Origin of the sequence: Halomonas nitroreducens (assembly GCF_003966155.1) — a bacterium.
GTDB lineage: Bacteria > Pseudomonadota > Gammaproteobacteria > Pseudomonadales > Halomonadaceae > Halomonas > Halomonas nitroreducens.
The window spans coordinates 239,596-254,480 of the sequence record NZ_RXNS01000004.1; the positions used below are offsets into that span (position 1 = coordinate 239,596).

Here is a 14,885-nt window from a genome sequence, read left to right on the forward strand (position 1 = left end):
GGAGAACGGCATGTGTGGAATCGTCGGCGCTGTCGCCCAGCGCAACGTCCAGGGCATCCTGCTCGAGGGCCTCAAGCGCCTGGAGTACCGCGGCTATGACTCGGCAGGCATGGCCATCCGGGCCGGCGACGGCCGGTTGCAGCGCTGCCGCGCCCTGGGCAAGGTGGCGGCCCTGGAGGACAAGCTCGTGGCGGCCCCCCTGGCCGGCCACAGCGGCATCGCCCACACCCGCTGGGCGACCCATGGACGGCCCAGCGAGGCCAATGCCCATCCCCACCAGTCCGGGGAGCGACTGGCGGTGGTGCATAACGGCATCATCGAGAACCATGAGGCCCTGCGCGACGAGCTCGAGACCGACGGTTACTCCTTCGCCTCCGAGACCGATACCGAGGTGGTCGCGCACCTGCTCGAGCGCGAGGCGCGTCGAGGCGACCTGCTCGGCGCGGTGCAGCGAGTAGTGGCGCGCCTCGACGGGGCCTATGCCCTGGGCGTGATCCACGCCGACGAGCCGGACGTGGTGATCGGGGCGCGCAAGGGCAGCCCCCTGGTGGTGGGCGTGGGGATCGAGGAGGCCTTCCTGGCCTCCGATCCCCTGGCCCTGCTGCGCGTCACCGATCGCTTCATCTACCTGGAAGAGGGTGACGTGGTGCGTCTCGCCGCCGGCGGGGAGATCACCATCCTCGATGCCGCGGGGACCCCGGTGACCCGCGAGATCCAGACCTTCGAGCACGGCGACGGCGCCGCCAGCAAGGGCGAGTACCGCCACTTCATGCTCAAGGAGATCCACGAGCAGCCGGCGGTGATCGCCGCGGCCCTGGAAGGGCGGCTGGGCGATCGCAGCGTGCTGGTGGAGAGCTTCGGGCCCCGGGCCGAGACGCTGTTCGCCGGCGTCCGGCAGATCCACCTGGTGGCCTGCGGGACCAGCTACCATGCCGGCCTGGTGGCGCGCTACTGGCTGGAGCGCTATGCAGGCGTCCCCGTGCAGGTGGAGGTGGCTTCGGAGTACCGCTACCGCCAGGTGGTGGTCCCCGAGGGCACGCTCTTCGTCACCCTGTCCCAGTCCGGCGAGACCGCCGACACCCTGGCGGCCCTGCGTTTCGCCAAGCAGCGCGGCTACCTGGGCAGCCTGGCGATCTGCAACGTGCCGGGCAGCTCCCTGGTGCGGGAATCCGACCTGGCACTGATGACCCAGGCCGGCCCGGAGATCGGGGTGGCCTCGACCAAGGCCTTCACCACCCAGCTGACCGCGCTGATGCTGCTCACCCTGGCGCTGGGCCGAGTGCGCGGCCAGGACCCCGACGAACAGGCCAACCTGGTCGAGGCCCTGCGCGGCCTGCCGGGGTTGGTACGCCGCGTGCTGACCCTGGACTCGGCCATCGAGGCACTGGCCACGGCCTTCGGCGAGAAGCACCATGCCCTCTTCCTGGGTCGCGGCGCGCACTTCCCCATCGCCCTGGAGGGGGCCCTGAAGCTCAAGGAAATCTCCTACATCCATGCCGAGGCCTATCCGGCCGGTGAGCTCAAGCACGGGCCGCTGGCCCTGGTCGACAGCGAGATGCCGGTGATCTCGGTGGCCCCCAATGACGAGCTGCTCGACAAGCTCAAGTCCAACCTCCAGGAAGTGCGGGCCCGGGGCGGCGAGCTGTTCGTCTTCGCCGACGACGAAGTGGGCCTGGCGGAGGAAGAGGGGGTCCATGTGCTGCGCCTGCCCCATGTGCACGAAGCGCTGGCGCCGATCCTCTATACCCTGCCGCTGCAGCTGCTCTCCTACCATGTCGCGGTGCTCAAGGGCACCGACGTGGACCAGCCGCGCAACCTAGCCAAGTCTGTGACCGTGGAGTGAGCGCGGCGGCCCCCCCGACGCCCCTGTACCTGGGCCTGCCCATGTGGGCCAACCCCGACTGGCGCGGCGGTTTCTATCCGCCGCACGGGGGCGGCGATGGCCACCTGGACGACTTTGCCCGGGTATTCTCCGCCGTGGAAGGCAACACCACCTTCTACAGCGGGGCCCCGCGGTCGGAGACCGTGGCCGGTTGGGCGCGCCAGACGCCGTCGGCCTTCCGTTTCTGCTTCAAGCTGCCCGCGAGCCTGACCCACGAGCGCCGACTGGCCGGGATCGAGGGGGATCTCGAGGCCTTCCTGGTGACCCTGGCTCCCCTTCACGATCGCCTCGGTCCGGTGATGATCCAGCTGCCCCGGGACTTCGGCGCCGACGAGCTGCCCCGGCTGGAGGCCCTGCTGGCCCGCTGGCCGAAGGCCATTCCCTGCGCCGTGGAGGTGCGACACAGGGAATTTTTCCACAAGGGAGCGGCCGAGACGGCTCTCAACAGGTTGTTGATAAGTCATGGCGTGAACCGTGTCATGCTCGATGTCCGCCCGCTGTTCGCCACGTCGGCCGGCGACCATCCCGGCCTGCGTCAGGCCCAGGGTGAAAAGCCGAAACGTCCACTGCACGTGCTCTCCACGGCAGATCATCCGGTGGTTCGCTTCATCGGGCATGTTGACGCGGCGATCAATATCCGCTATTTCGCCCCCTGGATCGATCGCCTCGACCTGTGGATAAAACAGGGGAAAACCCCTTTCCTCTTTGTGCATACCGCCGACAACCGTCAGGCGCCCGAGCTGGCCCGGCGGCTCTACCGGGATCTGGCGGCACGGACCGACCTGCCGGCCTTGCCGGCCTTTCCCGGCGAGCGTCAGGCGCGGCTGTTCTGATCGACCTCAAAAGCCGGGCAGGTTTCACGTCGATGGCTGGTCATCAAGCGTATGATCGGATACTTTTACGGGTCGATCGTCACTTGCCATCGGATATTGCGGAGTTTCACGCCTATCCTGCGTGATCTTGCCTATATCCCTCCATGAGGTTTCCGCCGCCACCCGGTCGGCGGATGCGTTGCCTCGGCAGCGATCCTGCTCGGCATTCGTTATGCCCTTGAATGCACCATCCCGCGATCCGGGGGGTGCGGACGTGGCGACTACAACCACAACGCCGTCATCGCATCCGATCGATCGATGACGACACGTACCATCAGGGTGATTTATGTCCATCAAGCAACATCAACATGCACACTGGTCGTCCCGGCTAGCCTTTATCCTCGCGGCGACGGGGTCCGCGGTCGGCCTGGGCAACATCTGGAAGTTTCCCTACATGGTGGGGGAGAGCGGTGGCGCAGCCTTCGTGCTGGTCTACCTGCTGTGCATCGGCCTGATCGGCCTGCCGATACTGGTGGCGGAGTGGCTGATCGGCCGCCGCGGCCAGAACAATCCGGCGAATGCCATGGCCGATCTGGCCAAGGGCGCCGGCCGCCCGCGAGCCTGGATGCTGGTCGGCATCAGCGGGATCCTCGGGGCCTTCCTGATCCTCTCCTTCTACAGCGTGATCGGCGGCTGGTCGCTGTACTACACCCTGAACTCGGTCACCGGGGCCTTCAGCGGCCAGGATGCCGACGGCATCGGCGCGCTGTTCAATGCCATGCTGGCCAGCCCCGGACTGCTGCTGGCCGGCCACTCGGTGTTCATGCTGCTGGTGATCGGTATCGTGGCCCGTGGCGTGACCAAGGGCCTGGAAGGTGCCGTGCGCACTCTGATGCCGGCGCTCGGCGTGCTGATGGTGGTGCTGGTCGGCTATGGCATGACCACCGGCCACTTCGGCCAGGCACTGGCCTACCTGTTCAATCCGGACTGGAGCGCCCTGTCCGGCGAGACCGTCCTGGCGGCCCTGGGTCATGCCTTCTTCACGCTGTCCCTGGGCATGGGCATCATGATGGCCTACGGCTCCTACCTGGGCCAGGAAGTCGACCTGCTCAAGACCGCCCGTACCGTGGTGATCATGGACACCGTCATCGCCCTGGGCGCCGGTCTGGCGATCTTCCCCATCGTCTTCGCCAATGATCTCGACCTGGCCTCCGGTCCAGGCCTGATCTTCGTCACCCTGCCGTTGGCCTTCGGCAAGATGGGCGGCGGCATCATCCTCGGGCTGATGTTCTTCCTGCTGCTGACGTTTGCCGCCCTGACCTCGGCCATCTCGCTGCTCGAGCCCGTGGTGGAGTTCGTCGAGGAGCGCACCCCGCTGTCCCGCGTGGCCGCCACCCTGGTGGCCGGTGTGGCCGCCTGGGGGCTGGGGATCGCGGCGCTGCTGTCGTTCAACCTGTGGAGCGACCCGGTGCTGTTCGGCCTCAACGTCTTCGACCTGCTCGACAAGCTGACCAGCAAGTTCATGCTGCCGCTGACCGGGCTGGGGGTGATCCTGTTCACCGCCTGGCAGCTGGATCGCCATGAGGTGGCCCGAGAGCTGGGGCTGTCGGGCACCGCGGCCGGCATCTGGCACCTGGTGACCCGGTTTATCGCCCCCATCGGCGTGGCGGTGGTGTTCGTCTCCAGCCTGTAAGGCAGGCCGGCGATCATCGGGGGAGAGCGTCCCCTCAGAGCCCCGCTGCGGCGGGGCTCTGCATGTGCGGTGGTGCGGTCCGGAACGGTCGAGGTCAATGCATCTCGTCGTCGCTGGCCTCGTCCTCCGGCAGGTCGGCGATGTCCTGGCTGAGGCGCTTGAACTCCTCGTGGAGCTCGATGCCCCGCCGGGCCCGCAGGTTGCGCTGCGCCGCCGTGCGGGAGCGCTGTTCATGTTCGGCGACTTCCATGCTCATGAAGATGTCGAGAAGTTCGCTCTTGACGGAGGTTAACCGTTCGACATTGCGCATGATCGACTCTCCTGTCTGCAGTGAGGGTGCCGGCATCGGGGACGCTGCGCGACACTGCAAGTCTTACTATACCTCACTTGACAGAATGATGACGGTCAGGGCGCCAACGTTCCCTGGCGATGGCGTCCGTACCCGGCCAGGCCAGCGAGGAAGGCGAGATTCCCCCTCGAGGGCCCGTATGGGGCATACTATGGCCCATAACCCGCTGAGTCCCGTGGCGCGCCGACTGCCCGCTCGGTGACTCGCCGACAAGGAGTGCCGCGTGAGCCTTGGCCTGTTCGATGAGATGAGACGCCGCATGGAGCACTTCCGTCGCTCCGAGCAAAAGGTGGCGCGTTTCGTGCTGCGCAACCCCGACGAAGTGATCCACATGCGTATCGTCGACCTGGCCACCGAGGCCAAGGTCAGCGAGCCCACGGTGGTGCGCTTCTGCCGAGCCCTGGGCTGCAACGGCTTCCAGGACTTCAAGCTCAAGCTGGCGCAGATGCTGGCCACCGGGAGCCAGTTCGCCCAGTTCTCGATGAACGATAGCGATTCGGTCGCGGAATTCTCCCACAGCATCTTCGACTCCACCGTCGGCACCCTGCTCTCGGTGCGCGACCGGCTGGACAACGAGGCGCTGAGCAAGGCGATCAACGCCTTGGGCATGGCCAACCGGGTGGAGTTCTACGGTTTCGGCGCCTCCGGGGCGGTGGCCTTCGATGCCCAGCACAAGTTCTTCCGCCTGCAGATTTCCACCGCGGCCTATGCCGACCCGCATATGCAGAACATGTCCGCAGCGACCCTCAAGGAAGGCGACGTGGTGGTGGCCATCTCCCAGACCGGGCGGACCCGGGCCCTGGTGGCCAGCGTGCGAATGGCCAGAGATGCCGGCGCCACGGTGATCGGCCTCTGCCCCAGCGGCTCGCCGCTGGCCGACGAGGTCACCCTGCCGTTGTATATCGACGTCCACGAGGACACCGAGATCTACACGCCGATGAGCTCGCGCATCGCCCACCTGGTGCTGATCGACGTCCTGGCGGTCGGGGTGGCCAAGACCCGTGGCCCGAAGCTCGCCGAGCAGCTCAAGGCGGTGAAGAAGAGCCTCAACCCGCTGCGCTTCCCCGAGCAGGAAGGCAAGCCCTAGGCCTGAGGCCAGCTACAAGCATCTAGGAGCAAGCTGCAAGGAAAATCCCTTGTAGCTTGCAGCCGGAGGGGATACTGCCTCGCCCCTCGCCCCTCGCCCCTCGCCCCTCGCCCCTCGCCCCTCGCCCCTCGCCCCTCGCCCCTCGCCCCTCGCCCCTCGCCCCTCGCCCCTCGCCCCTCGCCCCTATGGTAAGCTGTCGGCCCATTTTCCAAGCAGCGATGCCTTCCCGCTATGGACGACGTCACGGCGATTCTCGACCACATGAACCCGGCCCAGCGCGAGGCCGTCAGCGCGCCTCAGGGCAACATGCTGGTACTGGCCGGCGCCGGGTCGGGCAAGACCCGGGTGCTGGTGCACCGCATCGCCTGGCTGATGCAGGCCGAGGGGCTCTCGCCCTATGCCGTGCTGGCGGTGACCTTCACCAACAAGGCCGCCCGGGAGATGCGCACCCGCCTGGAGGCCCTGCTCGGCATCTCGCTGCGCCACGTCTGGGTCGGGACCTTCCACTCCATCGCCCATCGCCTGCTGCGTACCCACTGGCAGGATGCCCGCCTGCCCCAGCATTTCCAGATCATCGATAGCGACGACCAGCTTCGCCTGATCAAGCGCCTGCTGAAGGACCATCGCATTGACGACGAGCGCTTCCCGCCGCGCCAGGTGCAGTCCTTCATCTCTGGCTGCAAGGAGGAGGGCCTGCGTCCCCATCAGGTGGAGGCCCATGGCGATGCCTACCTGGGCCAGATGGTCGAGCTCTACGAACGCTACCAGCTGACCTGCGAGCGCGGCGGCCTGGTCGACTTCGGCGAGCTGCTGTTGCGCAGCCTCGAGTTGCTGCGCGACAACCCGGCGCTGCTGGCCCACTACCAGGAGCGCTTCGGCCATGTGCTGGTCGACGAGTTCCAGGACACCAATACCCTGCAGTACGCCTGGCTCAAGCTGCTCACCGGCATGCACACGCCGATGACCGTGGTCGGCGACGATGACCAGTCCATCTACGGCTGGCGGGGCGCGCGGATCGAGAACATCCGCCGCTTCGAGCAGGAGTTTCCCTCCACCAAGACGGTGCGCCTGGAGCAGAACTATCGCTCGACGAGTGCCATCCTCGATGCCGCCAACGCCCTGATTCGCCATAACGCCGAGCGCATGGGCAAGGAGCTGTGGACCGCCGGCGAGCGGGGCGAGCCGATCTCGGTCTACAGCGGCTTCAACGATCTGGATGAGGCCCGCTTCATCGTCGACACCATTCGCGAGAAGGTCGAGGAGGGCATCAACCGCCGCGAGATCGCCATCCTCTATCGCTCCAACGCCCAGTCCCGGGTGCTCGAGGAGACGCTGATTCGCCAGGGTGTGCCCTACCGGATCTATGGCGGGCAGCGCTTCTACGAGCGCCTGGAGATCAAGAACGCCCTGGCCTACCTGCGCTTGCTGCTCAACCGCGATGATGACGCCTCGCTGGAGCGGGTGATCAATGTCCCGGCCCGGGGCATCGGCACCCGTACCGTCGAGGTGCTGCGCGAACGGGCGCGGCATGCCGGGGTGTCCCTCTGGCAGGCCCTGCACGACGCCCCGCTGGATGGGGCCCTCCGGGGCCGTGCCGCCAGCTCGGTGAAGGCCTTCGCCGACCTCATCGAGCGGCTCGACAACGAGACCGCCGGCCTGGCGCTCCACGAGATCATCGACCACGTCAACGAACGCTCCGGCCTGGTGGAACACCACCGCAACGAGCGGGGCGAGAAGGGGCAGGCTCGGGTCGAAAACCTCGAGGAGCTGGTCACTGCCGCCAAGGCCTTCACCCAGGGCGAAGCCCTGGAGCCCGTGGAGGTCGGGGAGGGCACGACGGCCCTGGAGGCCTTCCTCGCCGAGGCGGCGCTGAATGCCGGCGACCATGAGGCGGACGAGTTCGAGGACTGCGTGCAACTGATGACCCTGCACTCGGCCAAGGGCCTGGAGTTCCCGGTGGTGTTCGTCGCCGGCGTCGAGGAGGGACTCTTTCCCCACAAGATGTCCCTGGAAGAGCCCGGTCGCCTCGAGGAGGAACGCCGGCTGTGCTACGTGGGGCTGACCCGGGCGATGCGCAAGCTCTATCTCACCCACGCCGAGCTGCGTCGGCTGCATGGCAAGGAGACCTTCCAGCGGCCATCGCGCTTCCTGCGCGAGCTGCCCGAGGAATATCTCGAGGAGGTGCGCCTGCGCGGCCAGATCTCGCGCCCGGTCACTGCCTCCCGTCCCACCCCGGGCCTGCGTCAGGACGCCGTCGACGGGGGCGCCGACTTGCCCTCGCTGTCGCTGGGCCAGCGGGTCAATCACCCGATCTTCGGCGAGGGGGTGATTCTCAATGCCGAGGGCGAGGGCGAGCGGGCCCGCGTCCAGGTCAGCTTCGAGGGCGAGGGGGACAAGTGGCTGGTGCTGGGCTTCGCCAAGCTCACGCCGCTTTAGGCAACCCCTGACGGATTGGTGCACTCGACGAACCGCACCGCAGGGAGGTGCCTGGTGTCGTATGGAGCTAAACTTGCCCTTCTGGCCGCCGGCGGCCAGGCTAGGCGCCCCCGCCGGTCAACACTCAGGCCATCAGTCAGCGCGTCCCGTGAATGCCTGTCGAGATCGGCCATGCACTCGGTCGTTCGCTTGCCGCTGAAATCGGCTTTCACGCATACTGCTGGACGGACAGGCGGGCCGAACGGCGCGCCACACAACAATCATCAAGGAGTCGCGCCCGTCATGGAACGCCGCAATTTCCTCAAGACCCTGGGGGCCGGTACCGCCGGTGCCGTCGCTGCGCCCTTCGTCTCCACCGCCAGCGCCCAGGAGACCGTCACCTGGAACATGGTCACTTCCTGGCCCACGAACTTCCCTGCGCTGGGTACCGGTGCCAACGAGTTCGCCGAACGCATCGAGCGGATGTCCGGGGGCCGCATGCGGGTCCGGGTCCACGGTGCCGGCGAAATGGTCCCCCCCCTCGAGGTCTTCGACGCGGTGTCCGGCGGCACCGCAGAGATGGGCCATTCCGCGTCCTACTACTGGCGCGGCAAGGTCGCGGCCGCGCAGTTCTTCACCGCAGTGCCCTTCGGCATGACCACCACCGAGACCAACGCCTGGCTCTACCAGGGCGGCGGTCAGGCACTGTGGGACGAGCTCTACGCCGAGCACAACCTCAAGCCCTTCGCGGTGGGCAATACCGGCACCCAGATGGCCGGCTGGTTCAAGAAGGAGATCAACTCCCTGGAGGATATGCAGGGGCTCAAGCTGCGCCTGCCGGGGCTGGCCGGCGAGGCGATGAGCGGCATCGGCGTGACCACCCTGACCATCCCGGGCAGCGAGATCTTCACCTCCATGCAGACTGGGGTGCTGGACGCCGCGGACTGGGTCGGCCCCTACAACGACCTGGCCTTCGGCCTGCACCAGGTGGCGGAGTACTACTATACCTCGGCCTGGAACGAGCCCAGTGCCATCCTCGAGGGCACGGTCAACCTGGACGCCTGGCAGGCCCTGCCGGATGATCTGAAGGCAGTGGTGAGCGAGGCGGCCAGAGCATCCAACCTGGCGATGATCAGCGAGTACGCCTACCGTAACGCCGAGGCGCTGAAGACCCTGGTCGAGGAGCATGGGGTGAAGCTGCGCTCCTTCCCCGATGACGTCATGGCAGCGCTGCACGAATCCTCGCAGCGGGTCCTCCAGCAGCAGGTGGCGAGCGACGAGGCGTCGCGCCGGGTGTACGAGGCCTATCGCGACTTCCAGCAGCAGGTCAGGCCCTTCACCGACGTCGGCGAGTTCGCCTACCTCAAGGCCCGGGACCGCCTGGTCGGTTGAGCCCGGGGCGGCCCGTTGGCCTGGTTGGTCAGCGGCGGGGCGGGCCTCAACCGCCCTGCCGTACCGCGCGGATTCGCCCGTTGTCGTCCAGGGCCACCATCACGAAGCGTGCCTCCGTCACCTTGTGCAACTCGTCGGGGTCCCGCTCGTGGGGCGCGCGACTCCAGACCTCCACATCGATCTTGATCGAACTGTGGCCGATCTCGCGAACTTCGGTGAAGATGTTGACCATGGAGCCCACGCGTACCGGGCACAGGAAGTCCATGGCCTCGATGGCCACGGTGGCCGTGCGCCCGAGTGCTTCGCGGCCGGCGGCCAGCTCGGCGGCCTGATCCATGTGGCCAACCAGCCAGCCGCCGGGGATATCGCCATGGAAGTTGGTGTCCTGGCGGCTCGCCACCAGCTTGAGGGTCAACTGGCCCCGGGGCGCCGGGATATCGTCGAGATCGGTCATGAGGGGGAGCTTTCCTGGCTTGTTGTTGTGAACGGTCTCAGGAACCGGAGCCGGGACGGTGCCGCGGGCCTCTGGATCGGCAACTCATGATAAACGGCAAGGCCCTGGAGGCTCCACCTTTGCGACATCATGCCACGCAATGCGGGCCTTCGCGCCTGTCTCCCCTGGAGGATGCATGACACGGGTCCATCGCTCTCCCTTCTGGGCCGCGCTGTTGATCCTGGCCGTGTTGTTTGCCGGCCCTGCGGCGGCGAAGCATCGCAGCGGAACCCTGGACACCGTCGGCTCGGACACCATGGCGGGGTTGATGCTCCGTTGGGGCGAGCGACTCGCCCGTCAGCACCCGGGGATGCGGGTCCAGCTGCAGGCCAGCGGCTCGGCCAGCGCGCCCCCGGCCCTGACCGCGGGGACCACCCTGCTGGGCCCCATGTCCCGGCCCATGACCGAGGCCGAACACCAGGCCTTCGTGGACCGCTACGGCTATCCGCCCCGGGAGGTGGTGGTGGCCCGGGATGCCCTGGTGGTGGTGGTGCATCGGCACAATCCGCTGCCGAGTCTCTCCCGGCCGCAGCTCGATGCCATCTTTTCGGAGACCTATCGTTGCGGGGCCGCGGGCGGCATTGTTCGCTGGGCCTCGCTGGGGCTCGAGAGACCGGCCGGGCGCATCGTGCTGCATGGACGCAACGCCGTCTCCGGTACCCATGGCCTGTTTCGTCGGGAGGCCCTGTGTGGCGGTCGCTTCCGCCCCTCGGTCAGCGAGCATCCCGGGTCGGCCGCGGTGGTGGCGGCCGTGGCCGAGGATCCTCAGGCCATCGGCTATGCCGGTCTCAACCACCTGACACCCAGCGTCCGGCCGGTTCCCCTGCGGGATGCCGAGGGCGTGCGCCGGGCCCCTGTGCCGGCCGCCGTGCGCCGCGGCGACTATCCGCTGGCCCGGGATCTGCGCCTCTACGTCAACCTGCCGCCGGGAGAGTCCCTGCCGGCCGCGGAACGGGCCTTCATCGAGCTGGTGCTGTCCGCCGAGGGACAGGCGATCGTCGAGGAACTCGGATTCGTCTCGCTGCCCGAGGCCGTGCTGTCGCGACAGCGGCGACAGCTGGGGTTCGAGCCGCGATAGGGCTTGTCACCCGGCTGTCATGACAATGTCGTATTTTTCCGCTAGCTTACCCATCCCGGCGGGGACCCCATGAAGCCATCCGCTCCCAACCTGCCCATGCGCCAGCGCCTGCGCCAGGGCCGCGACCGCCTGGCCACCGCCCTGATCACCGCCGGAGGCATCGGCGTGATCGCCGCGGTGATGGGCATCGCGGTCTTCCTGGTGGTCGAGGTGATGCCACTGTTCTGGCCTGCCCAGTCCCCCGGCGTGGGCCTCGAGACGCTGTGGTTGCCCCAGGACCTGGCGGGGCTGGAGGCCCCGGCGTACCGCTGGCAGCCGACACTCGGCGACGATGGCGGCCCGCTGTTCAGCCTGACGCCCCTGGCCTGGGGGACCCTGGAGGCGGCCGCCTGGTCCTTGGTGATCGCCGTGCCGTTGGCCCTCGGGGCCGCGGCCCATTCGGCCCTGTTCATGCCGCGCCGCCTGCGGGCCCGCCTGCGACCCACCCTGGAACTGATGGAAGCCCTGCCCGGGGTGGTCATCGGCTTCGTTGCCGGCCTGGTGCTGGCACCCTGGTTGGAACGTCACCTGGGCCTGGCGCTGGCGCTGTTGCTGCTGTTGCCGCCCGGCCTGCTGCTCGCCGGCGGGCTGTGGCGACAGCTGCCGGCCAGGCTGCAGCAACGCCTGCCGCTGGGCTGGGCGGCGCTGTGGCTGATGCCTTGGCTGGTAATGACCTGGCTCCTGGCGCACTGGCTGGGGCCTCGCCTCGAGAGCCTCTGGTTCGGCGGCGACCTGCGCAGCTGGCTGGAGATCACCCTGGGACTGGACTATGCCAACCGCAATGCGGTGATCGTCGGCATGGCCATGGGCTTCGCGGTCGTTCCCAGCATCTATGCCCTGGCCGAGGATGCCCTCTCCGGGGTGCCGAGAAGCCTCGCCGAGGGGGCCCAGGCCCTGGGCGCGACCCGCTGGCAGACCCTGTGGCGGGTCATGCTGCCGGCGGCCAGCCCCGGAGTGCTCTCGGCGGTCATGATCGGTGCCGGTCGGGCAGTGGGCGAGACCATGATCGTGCTGATGGCCAGCGGCAATACCGCTCTGATGACGGCCAACCCGCTGGACGGGCTGCGCTCCCTGGCGGCCAGTATCGCCATCGAGTTGCCGGAGGCCGCGCCGGGAGGCACCCACTATCGCCTGCTGTTGCTGGCAGCATTGCTGCTCTTCGCCTTTACCTTCCTGGTGAATACCCTGGCCGAGGTGGTCCGGACCCGGCTGCGCCGTCGCTACCGTCGTCTGGGAGGCCCGTCATGAGGTGGTGGCGTCGCGAGTCGGGGCGCGCCCGCCTGCCCCGCGGTGAGGGGCCCTGGGCCTGGCTGTCCGCCGGCAGCGTGTCGCTGTCGTTGCTGCTGCTGGCCCTGCTGCTGGGGCTGCTGGTGAGCCGCGGGCTGGGCCATTTCTGGTCCGCGGATGTCGCCCTGGTGACGCTGCAGGACGGTCGGCAGCTGGCCGGCCGGGCGGTGAGGGAGGCCCCGCTGCCCGGCGGCAGTGGTCGTGAGCGACTCTACCGCACCGGCAACCGCGACCTGGACGGGGCCATCTGGGACTGGGTGGCGCTGACGGCGATCCGGGACGTCGACTATCCGCAGGAGCTGGTGGTACTGGAACGTCGCCGCTGGAGCGAGTTCATCGGCCGGCTGGTGGCCCTCGCGCCAGAGGCGGGTCCCCGCCTCGAGGGCGAGGCGGCCTGGTCGGCCCTCGAGGAGCGCCTGCTGGAACTCGAGGCGCGCCGCGAGGCGATACGCGAGCTGCGCGAGCAGACCATCCTGCCGCTGGTACGTCGCCTGGAGCGTGAAGGCGAGAGCGAGGCCACGCAGGCGCTGGCGATGGCCGAGGCCCGGGTCGCCGAGCTGCGTGCGTCCCTGGCTGGGGCCAGCCTGGTGCTGGAGAGCGTGTCCGGGAAGCGGTTGATCCAGCCCCTGGAGGAGGTCGTGCGGGCCCGGCGCCCCAATGCCATGACCGCTTTCGACAAGCTCGTCGCCTGGGGACAGGACGTCTGGCGCTTCCTCTCCGAGGGGCCCCGGGCCGCCAACACCGCCGGCGGCGTCTGGCCGGCGATCTTCGGCACCATCCTCATGGTGATGCTGATGTCGCTGCTGGTCACGCCCTTCGGGGTCCTGGCGGCGGTGTACCTCAACGAGGTGGCTCACCAGGGCCGCCTGACCCGTCTGGTGCGCATCGGGGTGCGCAATCTCGCCGGGGTCCCCTCGATTGTCTACGGCGTGTTCGGCCTGGGCGTGTTCGTCTACGGTATCGGCGGGCGCCTGGACAGCTGGTTCTTCGAGGCCTCGCTGCCTTCGCCGACCTTCGGCACCGGGGGGTTGCTGTGGGCGTCGTTGACCCTGGCGCTGCTGACCCTGCCGGTGGTCATCGTGGCTACCGAGGAGGGCCTGGCACGCATCCCCCACCGCCAGCGCGAGGGAGCCCTGGCGCTGGGGGCGACGCGCCTGGAGATGCTGACACGGGTGGTACTGCCCATGGCCACGCCGGCCATGCTCACCGGCGTGATCCTGGCGGTGGCCCGGGCGGCGGGAGAGGTGGCACCGTTGATGCTGGTCGGCGTGGCCAAGCTGGCCCCCCAGGTGCCGGTGGACGGCGACTTCCCCTTCCTGCATCTTGAGAGGAAGTTCATGCATCTGGGGTACCATATTTTCGATGCGGCCTTTCACGGTGGCGATGTCCAGGCGGCGATGCCGTTGATCTACGCCACGGCGTTGCTCTTGGTGCTGGTTATTCTGATGCTTAACCTGACTGCAATATTTCTGCGCCATCATCTGAGATCGCGCCACGGTACCCTCTCGTCGTATTGAGGTACTGCCGTCGCCCCAAGGAGCCCTGATGCCAGTGACGCGGGAGGCGCGCCCCGCCGGGGGAGCGTTCATCGACTTCGATCCCCAGGCCACCAGTCTGGAGATTCGTGGCTTCGGCTTGCGCTATGGTGACAAGCCGGCCCTCCACGACCTGACCCTGCGGGTGCCGCGGCATCGGGTCACGGCCTTCATCGGGCCTTCGGGCTGCGGCAAGTCGACCCTGCTGCGGGCCCTCAATCGCCTGCACGACCTCAATGAGGAGGTGGTGCAGGAGGGCGAGATCCGCCTCGAGGGGCAGGATATCCATGCGCCCGAGGTGGCGGTGGCAGAGCTGCGTCGCCGGGTGGGGATGGTCTTCCAGGCGCCCAACCCCTTCCCCATGTCGATCTACGACAATGTGGCCTTCGGGCTGCGCCTGCAGGGTGGGTTGCGCAAGCGACGCCTCGACGACATCGTCGAGTGGGCGCTGCATTCCGCGGCCCTGTGGGATGAGGTGAAGGACCGGCTGCGGGCCTCCGCCTGGTCGCTGTCGGGTGGCCAGCAGCAGCGCCTGGTAATCGCCCGCACCCTGGCGGTGGGGCCGGAGGTGCTGCTGCTCGATGAACCGGCTTCGGCCCTGGACCCGATCTCGACCCTCAAGGTCGAGGAGCTGATCCGCAACCTGAAGGCGAGCCTGACCCTGGTGCTGGTCACCCACAACATGCAGCAGGCGGCGCGGGTCTCTGACTACACCGCCTTCCTGCAGAACGGCGAGCTGGTGGAGTATGCCCCCACCGATACCCTCTTCACCAATCCGCGCCTGAGGCGCACCGAGAATTACATCACCGGACGCATGGCCTGA

At 68.1% G+C, this 14,885-nt stretch carries 12 protein-coding genes; 10 read left to right on the forward strand and 2 right to left on the reverse strand.

What is annotated here, in order from left to right; genetic code table 11:
- Nucleotides 1–10: 10 nt before the first annotated feature.
- From glmS to EKG36_RS06210, 3 genes are all read left to right on the forward strand, one after another.
- The gene (glmS, locus tag EKG36_RS06200) at nucleotides 11–1,843 is read left to right on the forward strand and encodes a glutamine--fructose-6-phosphate transaminase (isomerizing) (RefSeq protein ID WP_126482117.1); all 1,833 of its coding nucleotides are present in this window, start codon (nucleotides 11–13) and stop codon (nucleotides 1,841–1,843) included.
- A 41-nt stretch (nucleotides 1,844–1,884) separates the two neighbouring features.
- Nucleotides 1,885–2,715 (forward strand): DUF72 domain-containing protein, encoded by an 831-nt coding sequence (locus EKG36_RS06205; protein ID WP_126482119.1) that lies wholly within the window; start codon nucleotides 1,885–1,887, stop codon nucleotides 2,713–2,715.
- Nucleotides 2,716–3,040: 325 nt separating this feature from the next.
- A complete protein-coding gene (locus EKG36_RS06210; protein ID WP_126482121.1) occupies nucleotides 3,041–4,387 on the forward strand; it encodes a sodium-dependent transporter in 1,347 nt (448 codons plus the stop codon).
- 94 nt (nucleotides 4,388–4,481) lie between these two features.
- On the opposite strand, the gene EKG36_RS06215 is transcribed toward EKG36_RS06210, so the two are convergent.
- Nucleotides 4,482–4,697, reverse strand: a complete 216-nt coding sequence (locus EKG36_RS06215; RefSeq protein ID WP_126482123.1) for a PA3496 family putative envelope integrity protein — start codon at nucleotides 4,695–4,697, stop codon at nucleotides 4,482–4,484.
- A 262-nt stretch (nucleotides 4,698–4,959) separates the two neighbouring features.
- Between EKG36_RS06215 and hexR the strand changes: the two genes are divergently transcribed.
- The 3 genes from hexR (at nucleotide 4,960) to EKG36_RS06230 (ending at nucleotide 9,630) form a co-directional block, all read left to right on the forward strand.
- The gene (hexR, locus tag EKG36_RS06220) at nucleotides 4,960–5,823 is read left to right on the forward strand and encodes a transcriptional regulator HexR (RefSeq protein ID WP_126482125.1); all 864 of its coding nucleotides are present in this window, start codon (nucleotides 4,960–4,962) and stop codon (nucleotides 5,821–5,823) included.
- Nucleotides 5,824–6,054: 231 nt separating this feature from the next.
- Nucleotides 6,055–8,259 carry a DNA helicase II gene (gene uvrD / locus EKG36_RS06225; protein ID WP_126482127.1) on the forward strand — a complete coding sequence of 735 codons (2,205 nt, stop codon included), beginning with the start codon at nucleotides 6,055–6,057 and terminating at the stop codon, nucleotides 8,257–8,259.
- Nucleotides 8,260–8,541: 282 nt separating this feature from the next.
- A complete protein-coding gene (locus tag EKG36_RS06230; RefSeq protein WP_126482129.1) occupies nucleotides 8,542–9,630 on the forward strand; it encodes a TRAP transporter substrate-binding protein in 1,089 nt (362 codons plus the stop codon).
- A 46-nt stretch (nucleotides 9,631–9,676) separates the two neighbouring features.
- On the opposite strand, the gene EKG36_RS06235 is transcribed toward EKG36_RS06230, so the two are convergent.
- Nucleotides 9,677–10,084: an acyl-CoA thioesterase gene (locus EKG36_RS06235; RefSeq protein ID WP_126482131.1), complete on the reverse strand. Its 408-nt coding sequence runs from the start codon at nucleotides 10,082–10,084 to the stop codon at nucleotides 9,677–9,679.
- Nucleotides 10,085–10,259: 175 nt separating this feature from the next.
- Between EKG36_RS06235 and EKG36_RS06240 the strand changes: the two genes are divergently transcribed.
- From EKG36_RS06240 to pstB, 4 genes are all read left to right on the forward strand, one after another.
- Nucleotides 10,260–11,201 (forward strand): phosphate ABC transporter substrate-binding protein, encoded by a 942-nt coding sequence (locus tag EKG36_RS06240; RefSeq protein WP_126482133.1) that lies wholly within the window; start codon nucleotides 10,260–10,262, stop codon nucleotides 11,199–11,201.
- Nucleotides 11,202–11,270: 69 nt separating this feature from the next.
- Nucleotides 11,271–12,488: an ABC transporter permease subunit gene (locus EKG36_RS06245; RefSeq protein WP_126482135.1), complete on the forward strand. Its 1,218-nt coding sequence runs from the start codon at nucleotides 11,271–11,273 to the stop codon at nucleotides 12,486–12,488.
- Entirely contained in the window at nucleotides 12,485–14,044 is a 1,560-nt protein-coding gene (gene pstA / locus EKG36_RS06250) for a phosphate ABC transporter permease PstA (protein WP_126482137.1), read from the forward strand. Before EKG36_RS06245 ends, pstA begins: the two co-directional genes overlap by 4 nt.
- Nucleotides 14,045–14,072: 28 nt before the next feature.
- Complete coding sequence (gene pstB, locus EKG36_RS06255) at nucleotides 14,073–14,885, forward strand: phosphate ABC transporter ATP-binding protein PstB (RefSeq protein ID WP_126482139.1); 813 nt, start codon at nucleotides 14,073–14,075, stop codon at nucleotides 14,883–14,885.

What these genes read in the sequence shown, in the direction of transcription:
- glmS (WP_126482117.1), top strand. Translation starts at nt 11, where the DNA reads ATGTGTGGAATCGTCGGCGCTGTCGCCCAGCGCAACGTCCAGGGCATC.
- EKG36_RS06205 (WP_126482119.1), top strand. Translation starts at nt 1,885, where the DNA reads ATGTGGGCCAACCCCGACTGGCGCGGCGGTTTCTATCCGCCGCACGGG.
- EKG36_RS06210 (WP_126482121.1), top strand. Translation starts at nt 3,041, where the DNA reads ATGTCCATCAAGCAACATCAACATGCACACTGGTCGTCCCGGCTAGCC.
- EKG36_RS06215 (WP_126482123.1), bottom strand. Translation starts at nt 4,697, where the DNA reads ATGCGCAATGTCGAACGGTTAACCTCCGTCAAGAGCGAACTTCTCGAC.
- uvrD (WP_126482127.1), top strand. Translation starts at nt 6,055, where the DNA reads ATGGACGACGTCACGGCGATTCTCGACCACATGAACCCGGCCCAGCGC.
- EKG36_RS06230 (WP_126482129.1), top strand. Translation starts at nt 8,542, where the DNA reads ATGGAACGCCGCAATTTCCTCAAGACCCTGGGGGCCGGTACCGCCGGT.
- EKG36_RS06235 (WP_126482131.1), bottom strand. Translation starts at nt 10,084, where the DNA reads ATGACCGATCTCGACGATATCCCGGCGCCCCGGGGCCAGTTGACCCTC.
- EKG36_RS06240 (WP_126482133.1), top strand. Translation starts at nt 10,260, where the DNA reads ATGACACGGGTCCATCGCTCTCCCTTCTGGGCCGCGCTGTTGATCCTG.
- EKG36_RS06245 (WP_126482135.1), top strand. Translation starts at nt 11,271, where the DNA reads ATGAAGCCATCCGCTCCCAACCTGCCCATGCGCCAGCGCCTGCGCCAG.
- pstA (WP_126482137.1), top strand. Translation starts at nt 12,485, where the DNA reads ATGAGGTGGTGGCGTCGCGAGTCGGGGCGCGCCCGCCTGCCCCGCGGT.
- pstB (WP_126482139.1), top strand. Translation starts at nt 14,073, where the DNA reads ATGCCAGTGACGCGGGAGGCGCGCCCCGCCGGGGGAGCGTTCATCGAC.